The sequence below is a fragment of the Salinivibrio sp. PR5 genome, from assembly GCF_001996085.1.
Taxonomy (GTDB): Bacteria; Pseudomonadota; Gammaproteobacteria; order Enterobacterales; family Vibrionaceae; genus Salinivibrio; species Salinivibrio proteolyticus.
This window is the reverse complement of the sequence record NZ_MUFK01000055.1, coordinates 1-15,736: the sequence shown is the minus strand read 5'-3', so window position 1 is coordinate 15,736 and position 15,736 is coordinate 1. Positions and strand designations below refer to the sequence as shown.

General features: G+C 48.5%; 31 protein-coding genes. All 31 read right to left on the bottom strand.

The annotated features are described in order from the left end of the window. Positions 1–480: 480 nt before the first annotated feature. Positions 481–867 (bottom strand): 50S ribosomal protein L17, encoded by a 387-nt coding sequence (gene rplQ, locus BZG82_RS14770; protein WP_069590805.1) that lies wholly within the window; start codon positions 865–867, stop codon positions 481–483. A gap of 35 nt (positions 868–902) precedes the next feature. After that, positions 903–1,892: a DNA-directed RNA polymerase subunit alpha gene (locus tag BZG82_RS14765; RefSeq protein ID WP_077663516.1), complete on the bottom strand. Its 990-nt coding sequence runs from the start codon at positions 1,890–1,892 to the stop codon at positions 903–905. A gap of 23 nt (positions 1,893–1,915) precedes the next feature. Beyond that, positions 1,916–2,536 (bottom strand): 30S ribosomal protein S4, encoded by a 621-nt coding sequence (rpsD, locus tag BZG82_RS14760; RefSeq protein WP_069590800.1) that lies wholly within the window; start codon positions 2,534–2,536, stop codon positions 1,916–1,918. Between the two features lie 40 nt (positions 2,537–2,576). Further along, the gene (gene rpsK / locus BZG82_RS14755) at positions 2,577–2,966 is read right to left on the bottom strand and encodes a 30S ribosomal protein S11 (protein ID WP_069590798.1); all 390 of its coding nucleotides are present in this window, start codon (positions 2,964–2,966) and stop codon (positions 2,577–2,579) included. Between the two features lie 18 nt (positions 2,967–2,984). Beyond that, positions 2,985–3,341 carry a 30S ribosomal protein S13 gene (gene rpsM / locus BZG82_RS14750; RefSeq protein ID WP_069590796.1) on the bottom strand — a complete coding sequence of 119 codons (357 nt, stop codon included), beginning with the start codon at positions 3,339–3,341 and terminating at the stop codon, positions 2,985–2,987. Between the two features lie 146 nt (positions 3,342–3,487). Beyond that, positions 3,488–3,601 (bottom strand): 50S ribosomal protein L36, encoded by a 114-nt coding sequence (gene rpmJ, locus BZG82_RS14745; RefSeq protein ID WP_000868186.1) that lies wholly within the window; start codon positions 3,599–3,601, stop codon positions 3,488–3,490. Positions 3,602–3,628: 27 nt separating this feature from the next. Continuing rightward, positions 3,629–4,954 carry a preprotein translocase subunit SecY gene (gene secY, locus BZG82_RS14740; RefSeq protein ID WP_069590794.1) on the bottom strand — a complete coding sequence of 442 codons (1,326 nt, stop codon included), beginning with the start codon at positions 4,952–4,954 and terminating at the stop codon, positions 3,629–3,631. A gap of 22 nt (positions 4,955–4,976) precedes the next feature. After that, entirely contained in the window at positions 4,977–5,411 is a 435-nt protein-coding gene (gene rplO / locus BZG82_RS14735) for a 50S ribosomal protein L15 (protein ID WP_077458133.1), read from the bottom strand. Positions 5,412–5,415: 4 nt separating this feature from the next. Next, the gene (gene rpmD / locus BZG82_RS14730; protein ID WP_069590791.1) at positions 5,416–5,595 is read right to left on the bottom strand and encodes a 50S ribosomal protein L30; all 180 of its coding nucleotides are present in this window, start codon (positions 5,593–5,595) and stop codon (positions 5,416–5,418) included. Between the two features lie 6 nt (positions 5,596–5,601). Next, positions 5,602–6,099 (bottom strand): 30S ribosomal protein S5, encoded by a 498-nt coding sequence (gene rpsE / locus BZG82_RS14725; protein WP_077458131.1) that lies wholly within the window; start codon positions 6,097–6,099, stop codon positions 5,602–5,604. Positions 6,100–6,111: 12 nt separating this feature from the next. Beyond that, positions 6,112–6,465: a 50S ribosomal protein L18 gene (gene rplR, locus BZG82_RS14720; RefSeq protein ID WP_021024479.1), complete on the bottom strand. Its 354-nt coding sequence runs from the start codon at positions 6,463–6,465 to the stop codon at positions 6,112–6,114. 9 nt (positions 6,466–6,474) lie between these two features. Beyond that, positions 6,475–7,008, bottom strand: a complete 534-nt coding sequence (rplF, locus tag BZG82_RS14715) for a 50S ribosomal protein L6 (protein WP_077481254.1) — start codon at positions 7,006–7,008, stop codon at positions 6,475–6,477. Positions 7,009–7,021: 13 nt separating this feature from the next. Next, positions 7,022–7,414 carry a 30S ribosomal protein S8 gene (gene rpsH / locus BZG82_RS14710; RefSeq protein WP_069590786.1) on the bottom strand — a complete coding sequence of 131 codons (393 nt, stop codon included), beginning with the start codon at positions 7,412–7,414 and terminating at the stop codon, positions 7,022–7,024. Positions 7,415–7,437: 23 nt separating this feature from the next. Next, positions 7,438–7,743: a 30S ribosomal protein S14 gene (rpsN, locus tag BZG82_RS14705; RefSeq protein WP_069590785.1), complete on the bottom strand. Its 306-nt coding sequence runs from the start codon at positions 7,741–7,743 to the stop codon at positions 7,438–7,440. Between the two features lie 17 nt (positions 7,744–7,760). Next, entirely contained in the window at positions 7,761–8,300 is a 540-nt protein-coding gene (gene rplE / locus BZG82_RS14700; protein ID WP_077458125.1) for a 50S ribosomal protein L5, read from the bottom strand. A 15-nt stretch (positions 8,301–8,315) separates the two neighbouring features. Beyond that, positions 8,316–8,630: a 50S ribosomal protein L24 gene (rplX, locus tag BZG82_RS14695; protein WP_069590772.1), complete on the bottom strand. Its 315-nt coding sequence runs from the start codon at positions 8,628–8,630 to the stop codon at positions 8,316–8,318. 11 nt (positions 8,631–8,641) lie between these two features. Beyond that, positions 8,642–9,013: a 50S ribosomal protein L14 gene (gene rplN / locus BZG82_RS14690; protein ID WP_069590770.1), complete on the bottom strand. Its 372-nt coding sequence runs from the start codon at positions 9,011–9,013 to the stop codon at positions 8,642–8,644. Between the two features lie 160 nt (positions 9,014–9,173). Then, on the bottom strand, positions 9,174–9,428 hold the full coding sequence (rpsQ, locus tag BZG82_RS14685; protein WP_069590768.1) for a 30S ribosomal protein S17: 255 nt from the start codon (positions 9,426–9,428) through the stop codon (positions 9,174–9,176). Continuing rightward, positions 9,428–9,619, bottom strand: a complete 192-nt coding sequence (gene rpmC, locus BZG82_RS14680; protein ID WP_069590766.1) for a 50S ribosomal protein L29 — start codon at positions 9,617–9,619, stop codon at positions 9,428–9,430. Before rpmC ends, rpsQ begins: the two co-directional genes overlap by 1 nt. After that, positions 9,619–10,029, bottom strand: coding sequence for a 50S ribosomal protein L16 (gene rplP, locus BZG82_RS14675; RefSeq protein ID WP_069590764.1), 411 nt, complete (start codon positions 10,027–10,029; stop codon positions 9,619–9,621). The genes rpmC and rplP overlap by 1 nt, the downstream gene beginning before the upstream one ends. Positions 10,030–10,040: 11 nt before the next feature. Continuing rightward, entirely contained in the window at positions 10,041–10,730 is a 690-nt protein-coding gene (rpsC, locus tag BZG82_RS14670) for a 30S ribosomal protein S3 (RefSeq protein WP_069590761.1), read from the bottom strand. A 19-nt stretch (positions 10,731–10,749) separates the two neighbouring features. After that, positions 10,750–11,082 carry a 50S ribosomal protein L22 gene (gene rplV, locus BZG82_RS14665; protein ID WP_069590759.1) on the bottom strand — a complete coding sequence of 111 codons (333 nt, stop codon included), beginning with the start codon at positions 11,080–11,082 and terminating at the stop codon, positions 10,750–10,752. 10 nt (positions 11,083–11,092) lie between these two features. Next, positions 11,093–11,371 (bottom strand): 30S ribosomal protein S19, encoded by a 279-nt coding sequence (gene rpsS, locus BZG82_RS14660; RefSeq protein ID WP_021024467.1) that lies wholly within the window; start codon positions 11,369–11,371, stop codon positions 11,093–11,095. A gap of 20 nt (positions 11,372–11,391) precedes the next feature. Beyond that, positions 11,392–12,216, bottom strand: coding sequence for a 50S ribosomal protein L2 (rplB, locus tag BZG82_RS14655; protein WP_069590757.1), 825 nt, complete (start codon positions 12,214–12,216; stop codon positions 11,392–11,394). A 19-nt stretch (positions 12,217–12,235) separates the two neighbouring features. Further along, a complete protein-coding gene (gene rplW / locus BZG82_RS14650; RefSeq protein ID WP_069590756.1) occupies positions 12,236–12,538 on the bottom strand; it encodes a 50S ribosomal protein L23 in 303 nt (100 codons plus the stop codon). Next, entirely contained in the window at positions 12,535–13,137 is a 603-nt protein-coding gene (rplD, locus tag BZG82_RS14645; protein WP_069590755.1) for a 50S ribosomal protein L4, read from the bottom strand. Before rplD ends, rplW begins: the two co-directional genes overlap by 4 nt. Positions 13,138–13,153: 16 nt before the next feature. Continuing rightward, positions 13,154–13,783 (bottom strand): 50S ribosomal protein L3, encoded by a 630-nt coding sequence (rplC, locus tag BZG82_RS14640; RefSeq protein ID WP_069590754.1) that lies wholly within the window; start codon positions 13,781–13,783, stop codon positions 13,154–13,156. Positions 13,784–13,796: 13 nt separating this feature from the next. Continuing rightward, positions 13,797–14,108 (bottom strand): 30S ribosomal protein S10, encoded by a 312-nt coding sequence (gene rpsJ / locus BZG82_RS14635; RefSeq protein WP_002541412.1) that lies wholly within the window; start codon positions 14,106–14,108, stop codon positions 13,797–13,799. A gap of 352 nt (positions 14,109–14,460) precedes the next feature. After that, a complete protein-coding gene (gene bfr / locus BZG82_RS14630) occupies positions 14,461–14,949 on the bottom strand; it encodes a bacterioferritin (RefSeq protein WP_069590751.1) in 489 nt (162 codons plus the stop codon). An 81-nt stretch (positions 14,950–15,030) separates the two neighbouring features. Then, positions 15,031–15,222, bottom strand: coding sequence for a bacterioferritin-associated ferredoxin (gene bfd, locus BZG82_RS14625; protein WP_069590747.1), 192 nt, complete (start codon positions 15,220–15,222; stop codon positions 15,031–15,033). A 214-nt stretch (positions 15,223–15,436) separates the two neighbouring features. Beyond that, positions 15,437–15,736 (bottom strand): elongation factor Tu (locus tag BZG82_RS14620; protein ID WP_198928564.1); only part of this gene is annotated, 300 nt, incomplete at its 5' end.

Here is a 15,736-nt window from a genome sequence, read left to right as displayed (position 1 = left end):
ATCGAATAAATCTTTTTGTCTATTCTCAACGAGTGCCCACACAGATTGCATAGGTCAAATTGTTAAAGAGCGTTGACTTGCGAAGCGTTGCTTCGCTCGGTCAGGGCTGCGTATATTACTCGCCTTGCCGATGAAGTCAAGAAGAAATTTTATCTTTTTGTTGATGCCAACCGGCGAAAACAAAACCTCTTTTTGACTCCCCTAACGCGTTGTCTGCGTTAAGTAGGGCGGCATTCTATAGAAATCGTGACCCCCGTCAACACTAAATCACATCTTTTTTATCGAATGTGCTCTTTTTGGGCACTTTGCGCGAATAACCAACGAAAACAGCTAAAATGACGCTTTTAATACCTATATTAAGCTTGGTTGAAGGCATAAAAGCGGATGGGTTGCGCTAAAGGATTGACGAAACACCTGATAGATAAAGAAAAAGCCAGGCACAAGGCCTGGCTTTTCTAGCTTATCTGCAAGAGTAAAGAATTACTCTGCAGCTTCCTCAGCTTTTTGCTCTGGGCGATCAACGAGCTCGATGTAAGCCATAGGGGCTTTATCACCTGAGCGAACACCGCATTTAAGAATGCGAGTGTAACCGCCAGCACGTGAAGCAAAACGTGGGCCGAGTTCATTGAAAAGCTTCGCTACAACTTCGTCGTTACGAGTACGAGCGAATGCAAGACGACGGTTAGCAACACTGTCGTTCTTAGCTAGGGTAATCAACGGTTCAATGACGCGACGCAGCTCTTTTGCCTTAGGCAGAGTTGTTTTGATAACTTCGTGAGTTACCAGCGAGCTAGCCATGTTGCTGAACATCGCTTTACGATGGCTGCTGTTGCGATTGAGTTGACGACCACTCTTACGATGGCGCATGACCTAATCCTTCTAACTAAATAATCAGTATCTGATTAATCTTCAGCGATTGATGCTGGCGGCCAGTTTTCTAGGCGCATACCTAGAGACAGACCACGTGAAGCCAGCACGTCTTTAATTTCAGTCAAAGACTTCTTACCAAGGTTTGGCGTTTTCAGAAGCTCAACCTCAGTACGCTGTACCAGATCACCGATATAGTGAATCGCTTCTGCTTTCAAACAGTTGGCAGAGCGAACAGTTAGTTCAAGATCGTCTACAGGACGCAGTAGGATCGGATCGAACTCTGGCTTCTCTTCTTTCTCCTCAGGGACGCGCACGTCTCGCAGGTCAACAAACGCATCTAGCTGTTCAGCTAGGATGGTTGCTGCACGGCGAATCGCTTCCTCAGGATCCAGTGTACCGTTAGTTTCCATATCGATAACAAGCTTGTCGAGGTCAGTACGCTGTTCAACACGTGCTGCTTCAACGTTGTAAGCAATACGGTCTACTGGGCTGAACGTTGCATCAACAAGCAAGCGGCCGATTGGACGCTCGTCGTCTTCGCTGTGAATGCGCGCAGACGCTGGTACATAGCCACGACCACGTTCTACCTTGATACGCATGCTAATTTCAGCGTTTGCATCAGTCAGGTGGCAGATAACGTGTTCTGGGTTCGCAATCTCAACACCACCATCATGGGTGATGTCGCCTGCAACAACAGGGCCTGCACCAGACTTGGTCAGAGTAAGGATAACTTCATCTTTACCCTCAACCTTAACGGCTAGGCCTTTAAGGTTAAGTAGGATTTCCAGGATATCTTCCTGAACCCCTTCTTTGGTGCTGTACTCGTGCAGTACGCCGTCAATTTCAACTTCCGTCACCGCACAGCCTGGCATTGATGAAAGTAGGATACGACGTAGCGCATTCCCCAGAGTATGGCCAAAGCCACGCTCTAGAGGTTCAAGAGTTACTTTTGCGTGCGTAGAGCTGACTTGTTCGATATCAACCAGACGCGGCTTAAGAAATTCTGTTACAGAACCCTGCATTATGTCCTCTCTTTAGTTTAGCCTTACTTAGAGTAAAGCTCGACGATCAGGTGTTCGTTGATGTCAGCAGACAAATCAGAACGCTCTGGTAGGCGCTTGAATGTGCCTTCCATCTTCTTGCTGTCTACTTCGATCCAAGTTGGCAGCTCGCGCTGTGCAGCGATTTCTAGTGCTGCTTTGATGCGCGCTTGGTTCTTAGCTTTCTCGCGAATGCTAACAACGTCGTTTGCCGAAACCTTGAAAGAAGGTACGTTAACAACTTTGCCGTTAACTAGGATCGCTTTGTGGCTTACCAGCTGGCGAGCTTCGGCGCGAGTTGCACCAAATCCCATGCGGTAAACTACGTTATCTAGGCGACCTTCAAGAAGCTGAAGCAGGTTTTCACCTGTGTTACCTTTAATACGGGCAGCATCTTTGTAGTAGTTACGGAACTGCTTTTCCATTACGCCGTAGATACGACGTACTTTTTGCTTCTCGCGAAGCTGAACGCCATAGTCAGACAGACGGCCGCGACGCTGACCGTGAACGCCTGGGACGTTATCAATTTTACACTTGGTATCAATCGCGCGTACGCCTGACTTAAGGAACAAGTCAGTACCTTCGCGACGGCTAAGCTTCAGCTTAGGACCCAAATATCTTGCCATGATCTTTCTCCAATATTCTAAGAAACAGCACTAAGCGTGATTAAACGCGGCGTTTCTTAGGTGGACGACAACCGTTGTGCGGGATCGGAGTCGCATCAACAATGTTAGTGATGCGGAAGCCCGCCGCGTTCAGGGCACGAATAGTAGATTCGCGGCCTGGACCTGGACCTTTAACCATCACTTCGAGGTTTTTCAGGCCGTATTCTTTCGCCATCTCACCACAACGCTCTGCAGCAACCTGTGCAGCATATGGAGTCGACTTACGAGAACCACGGAAACCTGAACCACCGGCAGTAGCCCATGCTAGAGCGTTGCCTTGACGGTCAGTGATCGTAACGATTGTGTTGTTGAAAGACGCATGAATGTGCGCAACGCCATCAGCAACTTGCTTGCGTACGCGTTTACGTGCGCGAGTTGGTTGTTTAGCCATAGTACTTACCTACCCCGATTATTTCTTGATCGGTTTGCGCGGACCCTTACGGGTACGTGCGTTGGTCTTCGTACGCTGACCACGAAGTGGCAAGCTGCGACGATGACGCAAACCGCGGTAACAGCCAAGGTCCATAAGACGCTTGATGTTCATGGAAATTTCACGACGTAGATCGCCTTCTACAGTGTACTTGGCTACACCGTCACGCAACTGGTCGATCTGCTCTTCTGATAGTTCACTGATCTTAGTGCTTTCAGCAATACCTGCTTCGGCTAGGATAGCCTGAGAGGTAGTTTTGCCGACACCGTAAATCGCAGTCAGTGCGATTACAGCGTGCTTTTGATCAGGAATGTTAATGCCTGCTATACGGGCCACTATTCACTCCTAGTACTTTTCAAGTAGAACCGCTGCAGAGCCCGTTGAGGATACGCAGCGGCATAACCACTTCTTTTGCACATACAAAAGGTGGGCTGGCTAATGTAGCCAGCCTGACCTCATTTTGCAAGAAAAATATTCTGCTATTAGCCTTGGCGCTGCTTGTGCTTAGGCTCACTGCAGATCACGCGAACGACACCGTTACGCTTGATCACTTTACAGTTACGGCAGATTTTCTTAACGGAAGCACGAACTTTCATTGCTAAACTCCGTAAATAGACAACCTATTAGCGGCCGTAGCCTTTAAGGTTGGCTTTTTTCAACACGGACTCATATTGTTGAGACATCAAATGAGTCTGAACTTGAGCCATAAAGTCCATGATTACGACTACTACGATAAGTAGTGATGTACCACCAAAGTAGAAGTGGACATCCCACGCAATCATCATGAACTCGGGGATCAGACAGATAAAGGTAATGTACATGGCGCCCGCGAGGGTCAAACGTGTCATCACTTTATCAATGTATTTAGCAGTCTGCTCACCCGGGCGAATACCAGGTACGAACGCTCCTGACTTCTTCAAGTTATCTGCCGTTTCACGAGGGTTAAACACCAACGCTGTATAGAAAAAGCAGAAGAAGATAATCGCCGCCGCATAAAGTATTACGTAAGCCGGTTGGCCAGGACTTAGTGCCAAAGACACGTCGGTCAGCCAGCTTGTCTGATCACCCTTACCAAACCAGTTAGCAAGTGTGCCAGGGAACAAAATAATACTTGATGCAAAGATCGCTGGGATAACCCCTGCCATGTTAATTTTCAGTGGCAAGTGCGTGCTTTGCGCTGCAAAGACACGACGACCTTGTTGGCGCTTCGCATAGTTAACGACGATACGACGTTGACCACGCTCCATGAAGACCACAAAGTAGATTACCGCCAACGCGATAACAGCAATACCTAGCAAGAGAAGCGGAGACATGTCGCCTTGACGCGCTTGCTCTATTGTCTGTCCAATTGCCGGTGGCAGACCTGCGACAATCCCGGTGAAAATAATCAGCGAGATACCATTACCAATACCGCGTTCGGTAATTTGTTCACCCAACCACATCAAGAACATGGTGCCTGTGACCAAACTGACTACCGCAGTAAAGTAAAAAGCAGGACCTGGATTAATCACCAGACCTGGCATCATACTTGGTAACCCGGTCGCAATTCCAATTGCTTGGAAGGTTGCCAACACAAGCGTGCCGTAGCGGGTGTACTGGCTTATCTTACGACGGCCAGATTCGCCCTCTTTCTTCAACTCCGCTAACGCGGGGTGAACCACTGACAGTAACTGGACAATGATCGATGCCGAGATGTACGGCATGATCCCCAGTGCCAGTATCGAAGCACGCTCAAGGGCACCACCAGAGAACATGTTTACCAAGTCAATGATGGTCCCTTGTTGCTGTTCGAACAGATCGGCAAGTACAGCAGCGTCAATACCAGGAATTGGCACAAAAGAGCCGGCACGGAATACCAATAATGCCATAGCTACAAAAAGTAGACGGCTTTTCAGCTCCGCGATCCCGCCTTTTGCACTACTGAAGTTTTGTCCTGGTTGTTTTGCCATCTGTACCTCGTCCTCGAGCTAATTATTCCTCGATTTTACCGCCTGCAGCTTCGATTGCCGCTTTAGCGCCTTTAGTGACACGAACACCTTTAACAGTCACAGCGCGAGCGATTTCACCAGACAGTACGATTTTCGCCGTACGGGTGTCTTGTGCAACAACGTTCGCTGCTTTTAGTGACTCTAGGCTTACCACGTCACCTTCAACTTTTGCTAGTTCACTTAGGCGAACTTCAGCAGAAGTTAGGCTCTTGCGCGATGTAAAACCAAATTTTGGCAGACGCTGTTTCAAAGGCATTTGACCGCCTTCGAAACCTGGGCGTACAGAACCACCTGAACGTGATTTCTGACCTTTGTGACCACGGCCACCAGTTTTACCCAGACCTGAACCAATACCACGGCCTACACGCTTAGCAGAAGGCTTTGAGCCTGCAGCCGGAGATAGAGTATTCAAACGCATGTGATTACTCCTCCACTTTAACCATGTAGTTGACTTGATTGATCATACCGCGCACGCACGGAGTATCTTCAAGTTCAACAGTGTGGTTGATGCGACGTAGGCCCAAGCCACGCAGGGTCGCTTTGTGCTTCGGCAAACGGCCGATAGCGCTACGAGTCTGTGTTACTTTAATTGTCTTAGCCATGTCGTATTACCCCAGAATTTCGTTAACAGGCATGCCACGCTTAGCAGCTACCATCTCTGGAGACTTCATACCACCCAGACCATCGATCGTTGCACGAACGATGTTGATTGGGTTGGTAGAACCGTATGCTTTGGCCAGAACGTCTTGAACGCCCGCAACCTCAAGCACAGCACGCATCGCACCACCGGCGATGATACCCGTACCTTCTGATGCTGGCTGCATGTACACTTTAGAACCAGTGTGGCGGCCTTTAACAGCGTGGTGAAGAGTACCTTCATTCAGCGCAACAGTAATCATGTTACGGCGCGCTTTTTCCATTGATTTCTGAATCGCTGCTGGTACTTCACGGGCTTTACCGTAACCGAAACCAACGCGACCGTTACCATCACCAACCACAGTCAGGGCGGTGAAGGTAAAGATGCGACCACCTTTAACCGTTTTAGAAACACGGTTTACAGCGATCAGCTTTTCATGCAAATCACTTTGTTGTTTATCGTTAGCCATCTTCCACCTACCTTAGAATTTCAGACCAGCTTCACGGGCAGCATCTGCCAGTGCAGCCACACGGCCGTGGTATTGGAAACCGGAACGGTCAAAAGCAACAGCTTCGATGCCTTTTTCCTTCGCACGCTCAGCAATGATTTTACCTACTGCTGCTGCGGCGTCTTTGTTACCGGTGCTCTTAACTTGTTCACGGATCGCTTTTTCTACGGTAGAAGCGGCGGCGATGACTTCCGCGCCGTTACCAGCGATAACCTGTGCGTACACATGACGTGGAGTACGGTGTACCACCAGGCGAGTCGCACCCATTTCCGCGATCTTGCGTCGTGCTTTGGTCGCACGACGGATACGAGATGCTTTCTTATCCATAGTGTTACCTTACTTCTTCTTAGCTTCTTTAGTACGCACAACTTCGTCAGAGTAACGAACGCCTTTGCCTTTGTAAGGCTCTGGCTTGCGGTATGCGCGGATTTCAGCAGCGACCTGGCCAACCGCTTGTTTATCAGCACCGCTGATAACAATTTCAGTTTGGCTTGGGCACTCTGCCTTAACACCTTCAGGTAGAACGTGTTCTACTGGGTGAGAGAAGCCAAGTGTCAGGTTCAGTTTGTTACCCGCAACAGTTGCACGGTAACCAACACCCTTCAGGATTAGCTTCTTGGTAAAGCCTTCTGTCACACCAACAACCATGCTGTTAACCAGTGCGCGAGCAGTACCAGCATGAGCCCATGCTTTAGCGTGCTCTACACTTGGTGCAAAGGTAATGGTGTTGTCTTCTTGGTTTACTGCCACCATATCGTGAAGCGTACGGCTTAGTTCGCCTTTGCTTCCTTTTACAGTGATGTCCTGACCGTTAAGTTTCACCTCTACGCCGGCAGGAACTACGACAGGTGCTTTTGCAACACGAGACATTTCCTACTCCTTATTAAGCTACGTAGCAGATGATTTCACCGCCCAGACCCGCTTTGCGAGCTGCGCGATCGGTCATCAAACCTTTCGAAGTTGAAACAACTGCAATACCAAGGCCACCCATCACAGAAGGTAGCTCATCTTTCTTTTTGTAGATGCGCAGACCTGGACGGCTAACACGTTGGATTTGCTCGATAACTGGTTTAGATTCGAAGTATTTCAACGTCACTTCCAGTTCAGGCTTCGCGTCGCCACTTACAGCGTACTCAGCCACATAACCTTCTGCTTTTAGTAGCTCAGCAATTGCCACTTTCAGCTTTGACGAAGGCATTTTTACAGCAACTTTTTTTGCTGCCTGACCGTTGCGAAGGCGGGTCAGCATATCCGAGATCGGATCTTGCATGCTCATAAGTCTTTACTCCCGTGATTCAATTACCAGCTTGCCTTACGCAGACCCGGAATCTCGCCTTTCATGCAAGCTTCACGAACCTTGATTCGGCTTAGGCCGAATTTGCGTAGGTAGCCATGTGGACGACCAGTCTGGTTACAGCGGTTACGCTGACGAGACTTCGCAGAATCACGCGGTAGCGACTGAAGCTTCAGGACTGCGTCCCAACGCTCTTCGTCTGACGTGTTTACATTCTTGATGATCGCACGCAGGTTATCACGCTTTTCAGCGTAACGGGCTGCGAGCTTCGCACGCTTTACATCACGTGCTTTCATGGATTTTTTAGCCATAACAGTAACCCTTCACCTTACTTACGGAATGGGAAGTTAAAGGCAGCCAGCAGAGCTCGACCTTCCTCATCAGTACCTGCAGTGGTAGTGATAGTAATATCAAGACCACGGATACGATCGACTTTATCGTAGTCAATCTCAGGGAAGATGATTTGCTCGCGAACGCCCATGCTGTAGTTACCGCGACCGTCGAACGCTTTCGGGTTCAGACCACGGAAGTCACGGATACGAGGAACTGCGATTGCGATTAGACGCTCAAAGAAGTCCCACATACGCTCGCCACGTAGGGTTACTTTACAACCAATCGGGTAGCCCTCACGGATCTTAAAGCCTGCGACTGATTTACGTGCTTTGGTGATCAGCGGCTTTTGACCAGCGATAGCGGTCATATCAGCAGCTGCATTTTCAAGCAGTTTTTTGTCGTTCAGAGCTTCGCCCACACCCATGTTAAGGGTGATCTTTTCGATCCTTGGGACTTGCATGATGCTCTTGTAGCCAAATTGCTTAGAAAGCTCAGCTACAACGGTCTCTTTGTAGTAATCATGCAGTTTCGCCATTGTACTACTCCAGAATTACTTAATAGTTTCGCCAGTCGATTTGAAAAAACGTACTTTTTTGCCGTCTTCAAATCGGAAGCCTACACGGTCACCTTTACCAGCTGCTGCGTTAAAGATTGCCACGTTTGAAACGTCAATAGCGGCTTCTTTTTCTACGATGCCACCTTGAACGCCCAGAGCCGGTACAGGCTTCTGGTGTTTCTTAACGAGGTTAATACCTTCAACGATAACTTTACCGGTCGGTAGAACCTTAGATACTTTACCTTTCTTGCCTTTGTCTTTACCGACAAGAACGATAACTTCGTCGTTACGACGGATTTTAGCTGCCATGAGATCGCTCCTTACAGAACTTCAGGCGCCAGAGACACAATCTTCATGAACTTTTCAGTACGAAGTTCGCGTGTCACAGGGCCAAAGATACGTGTGCCGACTGGTTGCTCGTTCGTGTTGTTCAACAACACGCAAGCATTACGGTCGAAGCGAATGACAGAGCCGTCTGGACGACGTACGCCTTTACGGGTGCGAACTACCACCGCCTTAAGCACATCACCTTTTTTCACTTTACCGCGTGGAATTGCTTCCTTAACGGTAACTTTGATGATGTCGCCAACATGGGCGTAACGACGGTGAGAGCCACCCAGAACCTTAATACACATTACACTGCGAGCGCCGGAGTTATCGGCTGCGTCCAGCATACTTTGCATTTGGATCATTGTTAGTGCTCCGCTGTTATTACATCTAGACCCATCTCGGGTCGGGCTGCCTTATTACAAGGGCGGCGAATAATAACACTATTTTGACCGGATGGGTAGATAAAAAAATAAACGGCCCCCCAAATGAGAGCCGTTTGACTTATATTGTTTGAAAAATCGCTTAGATGCGCGCTTTTTCAACAACGCGAACCAATGTCCAAGACTTAGTCTTAGAGATTGGACGACACTCACGAACTTCTACAGTGTCACCTTGGTTACACTCGTTAGATTCATCGTGAACGTGCAGCTTGGTCGTGCGCTTGATGTACTTACCGTAGATAGGGTGTTTCACAAAACGCTCGATAGCAACAACGATAGTCTTATCGCCTTTGTCGCTGACAACGCGACCTTGCTGAGTGCGGATGTTCTCGCTCATTATGCGCTAGCCTTCTCAGTCAATACGGTTTTAACACGTGCGATATCGCGACGAACAGCTTTAAGAGTGTGAGTTTGCTGAAGCTGGCCAGTAGCCGCTTGCATGCGCAGGTTAAACTGCTCACGCAGCAGACCCATCAGCTCTTCGTTCAGCTGCTCAACAGTCTTTTCACGTAGTTCTTGTGCTTTCATCACATCACCGCCTTAGTTACGAAAGTGGTTTTGATCGGTAGCTTACGTGAAGCCAGTTCAAACGCTTCGCGAGCCAGTGATTCAGGAACACCATCCATTTCGTACAGGACTTTACCTGGTTGGATTTGGGCAACCCAGTAATCTACTGAACCTTTACCCTTACCCATACGAACTTCCAACGGCTTACCAGTAATTGGTTTGTCTGGGAAGATACGGATCCAGATTTGACCCTGACGTTTAATGTGACGAGTCATCGCACGACGAGCCGCCTCAATTTGACGCGCAGTGATACGACCGCGACCAACAGCTTTCAGGCCATAGGTACCGAAGCTTACGTCAGTACCGTGCGCCAGACCGCGGTTACGACCTTTAAAAGTCTTGCGGAACTTAGTACGTTTTGGTTGAAGCATCGATAGACTCCTTACTTACGGCCTTTACGCTGCTTCTTCGGCTTGTCAGCCTTTTGCTCCACTTCAGCCATTCCGCCTAGAACTTCACCTTTGAAGATCCAGGTTTTAATGCCGATAACACCGTAAGTGGTGTGAGCAGAAGAAGTTGCGTAATCAATGTCAGCACGAAGTGTGTGCAGTGGCACACGGCCTTCACGGTACCACTCGGTACGAGCAATTTCAGCACCGCCTAGACGGCCGCTTACTTCTACTTTGATACCTTTGGCACCTAGACGCATTGCGTTTTGTACCGCGCGCTTCATCGCACGACGGAACATAACACGGCGCTCTAGCTGAGAAGCGATGCTGTCGCCAACAAGTTGCGCGTCCAGCTCTGGCTTACGTACTTCAGCGATGTTGATTTGCGCTGGTACACCGGCTAGTTTCGCAACATGTGCGCGTAGCTTCTCAACGTCTTCGCCTTTCTTACCGATAACCACACCAGGGCGTGCAGTGTGAATGGTCACACGGATGCTCTTGGCAGGGCGCTCGATAACGATGCGAGATACTGACGCTTTTTTCAGTTCGTTAGTCAAGAACTGACGTACCTTAAAGTCGCCGTCTAGGTTGTCAGCGAAATCTTGGTTATTAGCAAACCAAGTGGAATTCCAAGGCTTAACGATGCCTAGACGAATACCATTAGGATGTACTTTTTGACCCATTGCTTTATCTCCTCGTCTCTTAGCGGTCTGCTACAACAACAGTGATGTGGCTAGAACGCTTCAAGATGCGATCGGCACGGCCTTTTGCACGAGGCATAATACGCTTCATGATTGGGCCTTCATCAACGAAGACTTTGGCGACGCTTAGATCGTCGATATCCGCACCTTCGTTATGCTCGGCGTTTGCAATAGCAGATTCCAACACTTTCTTAACCAGATCAGCCGCTTTTTTGTTGCTGAAGGTTAGAATTTCTAGTGCTTGTGCTACGTCTTTACCGCGCACTTGATCCGCAACCAAACGTGCTTTTTGAGGCGAGATACGAGCAAAGCGATGTTTAGCAATAGCTTCCATTTCTTACCCCTTAACGCTTCTTAGCTTTCTTATCAGCAGCGTGGCCGCGATAAGTACGTGTTGGTGCAAACTCGCCCAGCTTGTGACCGATCATTTCTTCAGAAACGAAAACGGGTACATGCTGACGACCATTATGGACAGCGATGGTCAATCCGATCATCTGTGGGATGATCATTGAACGACGGGACCAAGTCTTTAAAGGCTTCTTGTCACCGCTTTCCACCGCTTTCTCTACCTTCTTCAGCAAGTGCAGGTCAATAAAAGGACCTTTCTTGAGAGAACGTGGCATGGCTTATCCTCTGATAATAATTACTTGTTACGACGACGTACGATGTACTTGTCGGTACGTTTGTTCTTACGGGTCTTGAAGCCTTTAGTTGGCATACCCCAAGGTGATACTGGGTGACGACCACCTGAGGTACGGCCTTCACCACCACCGTGTGGGTGGTCAACTGGGTTCATTGCAACACCACGTACGCTTGGACGTACGCCTTTCCAGCGTGACGCACCGGCTTTACCCAGTTCGCGTAGCATGTGCTCTGAATTACCCACTTCGCCTAGGGTCGCACGACCTTCAGCAAGAACTTTACGCATTTCACCGCTGCGCAGGCGGAGTGTGACATATGCACCGTCACGAGCAACGATCTGAGCATAAGCACCCGCAGAACGTGCAAGCTGAGCGCCTTTACCAGGTTTCAGCTCGATGTTGTGGATAGTAGAACCCACTGGGATGTTACGCATTGGCAGGGTGTTACCTACCTTGATAGCTGCATCTGCACCAGATTGGATCTGATCACCGGCTTTTAGGCCTTTAGGTGCAATGATGTAACGACGTTCACCATCCGCATAAAGTACAAGCGCGATGTTTGCACTGCGGTTTGGATCGTATTCAAGACGCTCAACTTTCGCTGGGATACCGTCTTTAGTACGTTTGAAGTCAATTACACGGTAATGATGTTTGTGACCACCACCGATATGACGCACTGTGATTCGACCGTTGTTATTACGACCACCAGACTTAGAGTTTTTCTCTAGTAGTGGTGCGTATGGCTTGCCCTTATAAAGATCTGGGTTAACCACTTTAACAAGGTGACGACGACCCGGTGAAGTCGGCTTACATTTGATAATAGCCATTTGCTGTTACTCCTCCGTCTTACTCTGCGCCGCCAACGAAGTCGATGTCCTGACCTTCTTTCAAGATAACGTACGCTTTTTTCCAATCGCTACGGCGACCTTCGCGCATACCTTGACGTTTGGTCTTACCCTTAACTACTAGGGTACGAACAGACTTAACTTCAACTTCGAACAGTTTTTCAACTGCCGCTTTGATCTCTTTCTTAGTTGCTTCTTTAGCTACTTTAAACACGATAGTGTTCGCGCTTTCAGCAGCCATAGTTGCTTTTTCAGAGATGTGCGGAGCACGCAGAACTTTTAGGATACGCTCTTCAGTGATCATGCCAGCATCTCCTCAACTTGTTTAACTGCTTCAGCAGTCATCACGACTTTGTCGAAAGCGATCAAGCTAACTGGGTCGATGGTACCTGCATCGCGTACGTCAACCTTGTACAGGTTACGTGCAGCAAGGAACAGATTCTCATCAACTTCTGCAGTTACGATCAGAGCGTCGTTCAGCTCAAGCTCTTTCAGCTTAGCGACAAGCTCTTTAGTTTTTGGTGCTTCAACAGAGAAGTTATCAACAACGATCAAACGCTCTTGACGAACTAGCTCTGACAGAATGCTCTTCAGAGCACCACGGTACATCTTTTTGTTAACTTTCTGGCTGTGGTCCTGAGGACGAGCTGCGAAAGTGACACCACCGCTGCGCCAGATTGGGCTGCGGATTGTACCTGCACGGGCGCGACCAGTACCCTTCTGACGCCATGGCTTAGCACCGCCACCAGATACGTCTGAACGAGTTTTCTGAGCGCGAGTACCTTGACGGGCACCAGCTGCGTATGCAACGACTACCTGGTGAACCAGGGCTTCGTTGAATTCACGCCCGAAGGTAGTTTCGGAAACAGTTAGCGCGTCGGCGCCTTTGACTACCAATTCCATTACTATCTCCTCGACGTTACGCTTTAACGGCTGGTTTAACGATCACGTTGCCACCTGTAGCACCTGGGACTGCACCTTTGATAAGAAGCAGATTGCGCTCAGTGTCAACACGTACGATCTCTAGGTTTTGAGTCGTTACACGCTCAGCACCCATGTGACCTGCCATTTTTTTGCCTTTGAATACGCGACCTGGAGTCTGACATTGACCGATAGAACCAGGAGCACGGTGAGACAAAGAGTTACCGTGGCTCATGTCTTGAGTACGGAAGTTCCAACGCTTAACGCCGCCTTGGAAGCCCTTACCTTTTGACGTGCCAGTAACGTCTACTTTTTTGATTTCAGCGAATAGATCAACGTTTAGCTCAGCGCCAACTTCGAACTCTTCACCATTTTCCAGACGGAATTCCCACAGACCGCGGCCCGCTTCAACACCTGCTTTCGCAAAGTGGCCAGCTTGTGCCTTGTTTACACGGTTTGCTTTCTTCGCGCCTGTAGTAACTTGAATTGCGGCATAACCGTCAACTTCAGGCTTACGCACCTGAGCAACACGGTTCGCTTCAACTTCAACTACGGTTACCGGGATAGATACGCCATCTTCGTTGAAGATACGAGTCATACCGACTTTACGACCGACTAGACCAATCATTATCTACTCCCCCTTAGCCCAGGCTGATTTGAACATCAACGCCCGCAGCAAGGTCAAGACGCATCAGAGCGTCAACAGTCTTGTCTGTTGGCTCAACGATGTCGATCAGACGTTTGTGAGTACGAATCTCGTACTGGTCACGTGCGTCTTTGTTTACGTGCGGAGAAATAAGAACGGTGAAGCGCTCTTTACGAGTAGGTAGAGGGATTGGACCCTTAACCTGTGCGCCAGTGCGCTTAGCGGTTTCAACGATTTCCGCGGTAGACTGATCGATCAAGCGATGATCGAACGCCTTTAGGCGGATACGGATACGTTGGTTCTGCATGAGACAGAGCTCCAAATTCAAAAATTTTTACACAAACAATATCGCCATTCTGCCTCACTAGAGCGAGGGAATGCCGATTAATTTATGTGAAACCGTAGTGCCAAAATTAGGCACATTGTCAGCCATTATATTATGACTGCGAACATAAGCGGAGTATACATTAAACGAACAGTTTACTGTTCCATTCCTCGATGCTCATTGGTTCACAACTGCGTCGGAAGTCCGGAGACTTAAGCAGTGCGCAGCATTATACCGATGCCGCGCCCTATTGCAAGTCTTGGTTAAAAAATAAGCCCAAACAAAAACGCACCCATGGGGTGCGTTCATCTACCGCGATAGCGTAAGCCTCGCCTTAGTCTTTATCGCTCGCATCTTCAATCATCTGCGCTTGGTTATAATTTTCGAGTCCCACTTTCTCAATCAGACCTAGCTGAGTCTCCAGCCAATCAATGTGCTCTTCCTCATCGTCGAGAATATACTGGAACAAATCTCGCGAGACGTAATCACGTATACTTTCGGTGTAGGCAATGGCTTCTTTCAAGTCTTCGTGTGCCTGCATCTCTAGCGCGAGGTCACACTCAAAAATTTCTTGCGTATCTTCGCCGATGCGTAACTTGCCTAAGTCTTGTAAGTTCGGTATCCCTTCTAAGAACAAGATGCGTTCAATCAACTTGTCCGCGTGCTTCATCTCATCGATCGACTCTTCATACTCTTTATGGGCAATAACTTTTAAGCCCCAGTCTTTGAACATACGTGCATGAAGGAAGTACTGGTTGATGGCAATAAGTTCATTGCCGAGCACGGTATTTAAAAACGCAATCGATTTTGGGTCGCCTTTCATGGCAAAAGCCTCCTTATGGGTTCTGTTTATCAACTGTAGAACCCATAAGGAGGCTGTCAAATTTTACTCAGTACTGCTGAGTTAGCTGGCTTGCTGTAATGTAATCACTTGCACCTGATCGTGAATCACCTCTTTTGCCTGACGCACACATTTACCACACTGTGAACCCAGCGGAGTGAGCCGACGCAATTCGCGAATGCTGGTCACGCCTTGTTGATTCACAAGCTGCTTAATGGTTTTATCCGATACAGCATGGCAAATACATACAAACATCATTCTCACCCTACAACATAAACTATAACGAGAATAGTTTGCATTGCGCTTCAGGTAAAGGGTTTTCATATAACAATTGATTATTTACGCAATAGCTACACAAACAAAAAGGTCGCATAAAGCCAAAGCGCCATACGGTCAACGTCTGGGGTACTGCCATAAAAAAAGGAGCGCAATGCGCTCCTTTTCAGTGGTATGTTTTTAACTCAACGCATTACGCGATGATGTTAGCAACAACACCAGCACCTACGGTACGGCCACCTTCACGGATAGCGAAACGTAGACCTTCGTCCATCGCGATTGGCGCGATCAACTCAACAACCATCTTGATGTTGTCACCAGGCATTACCATCTCAACGCCTTCTGGCAGTTCGATAGTACCGGTCACGTCAGTTGTACGGAAGTAGAACTGTGGACGGTAGCCTTTGAAGAACGGAGTATGACGGCCGCCTTCGTCTTTAGACAGTACGTATACTTCTGACTCGAACTTAGTGTGCGGGGTGATTGAACCAGG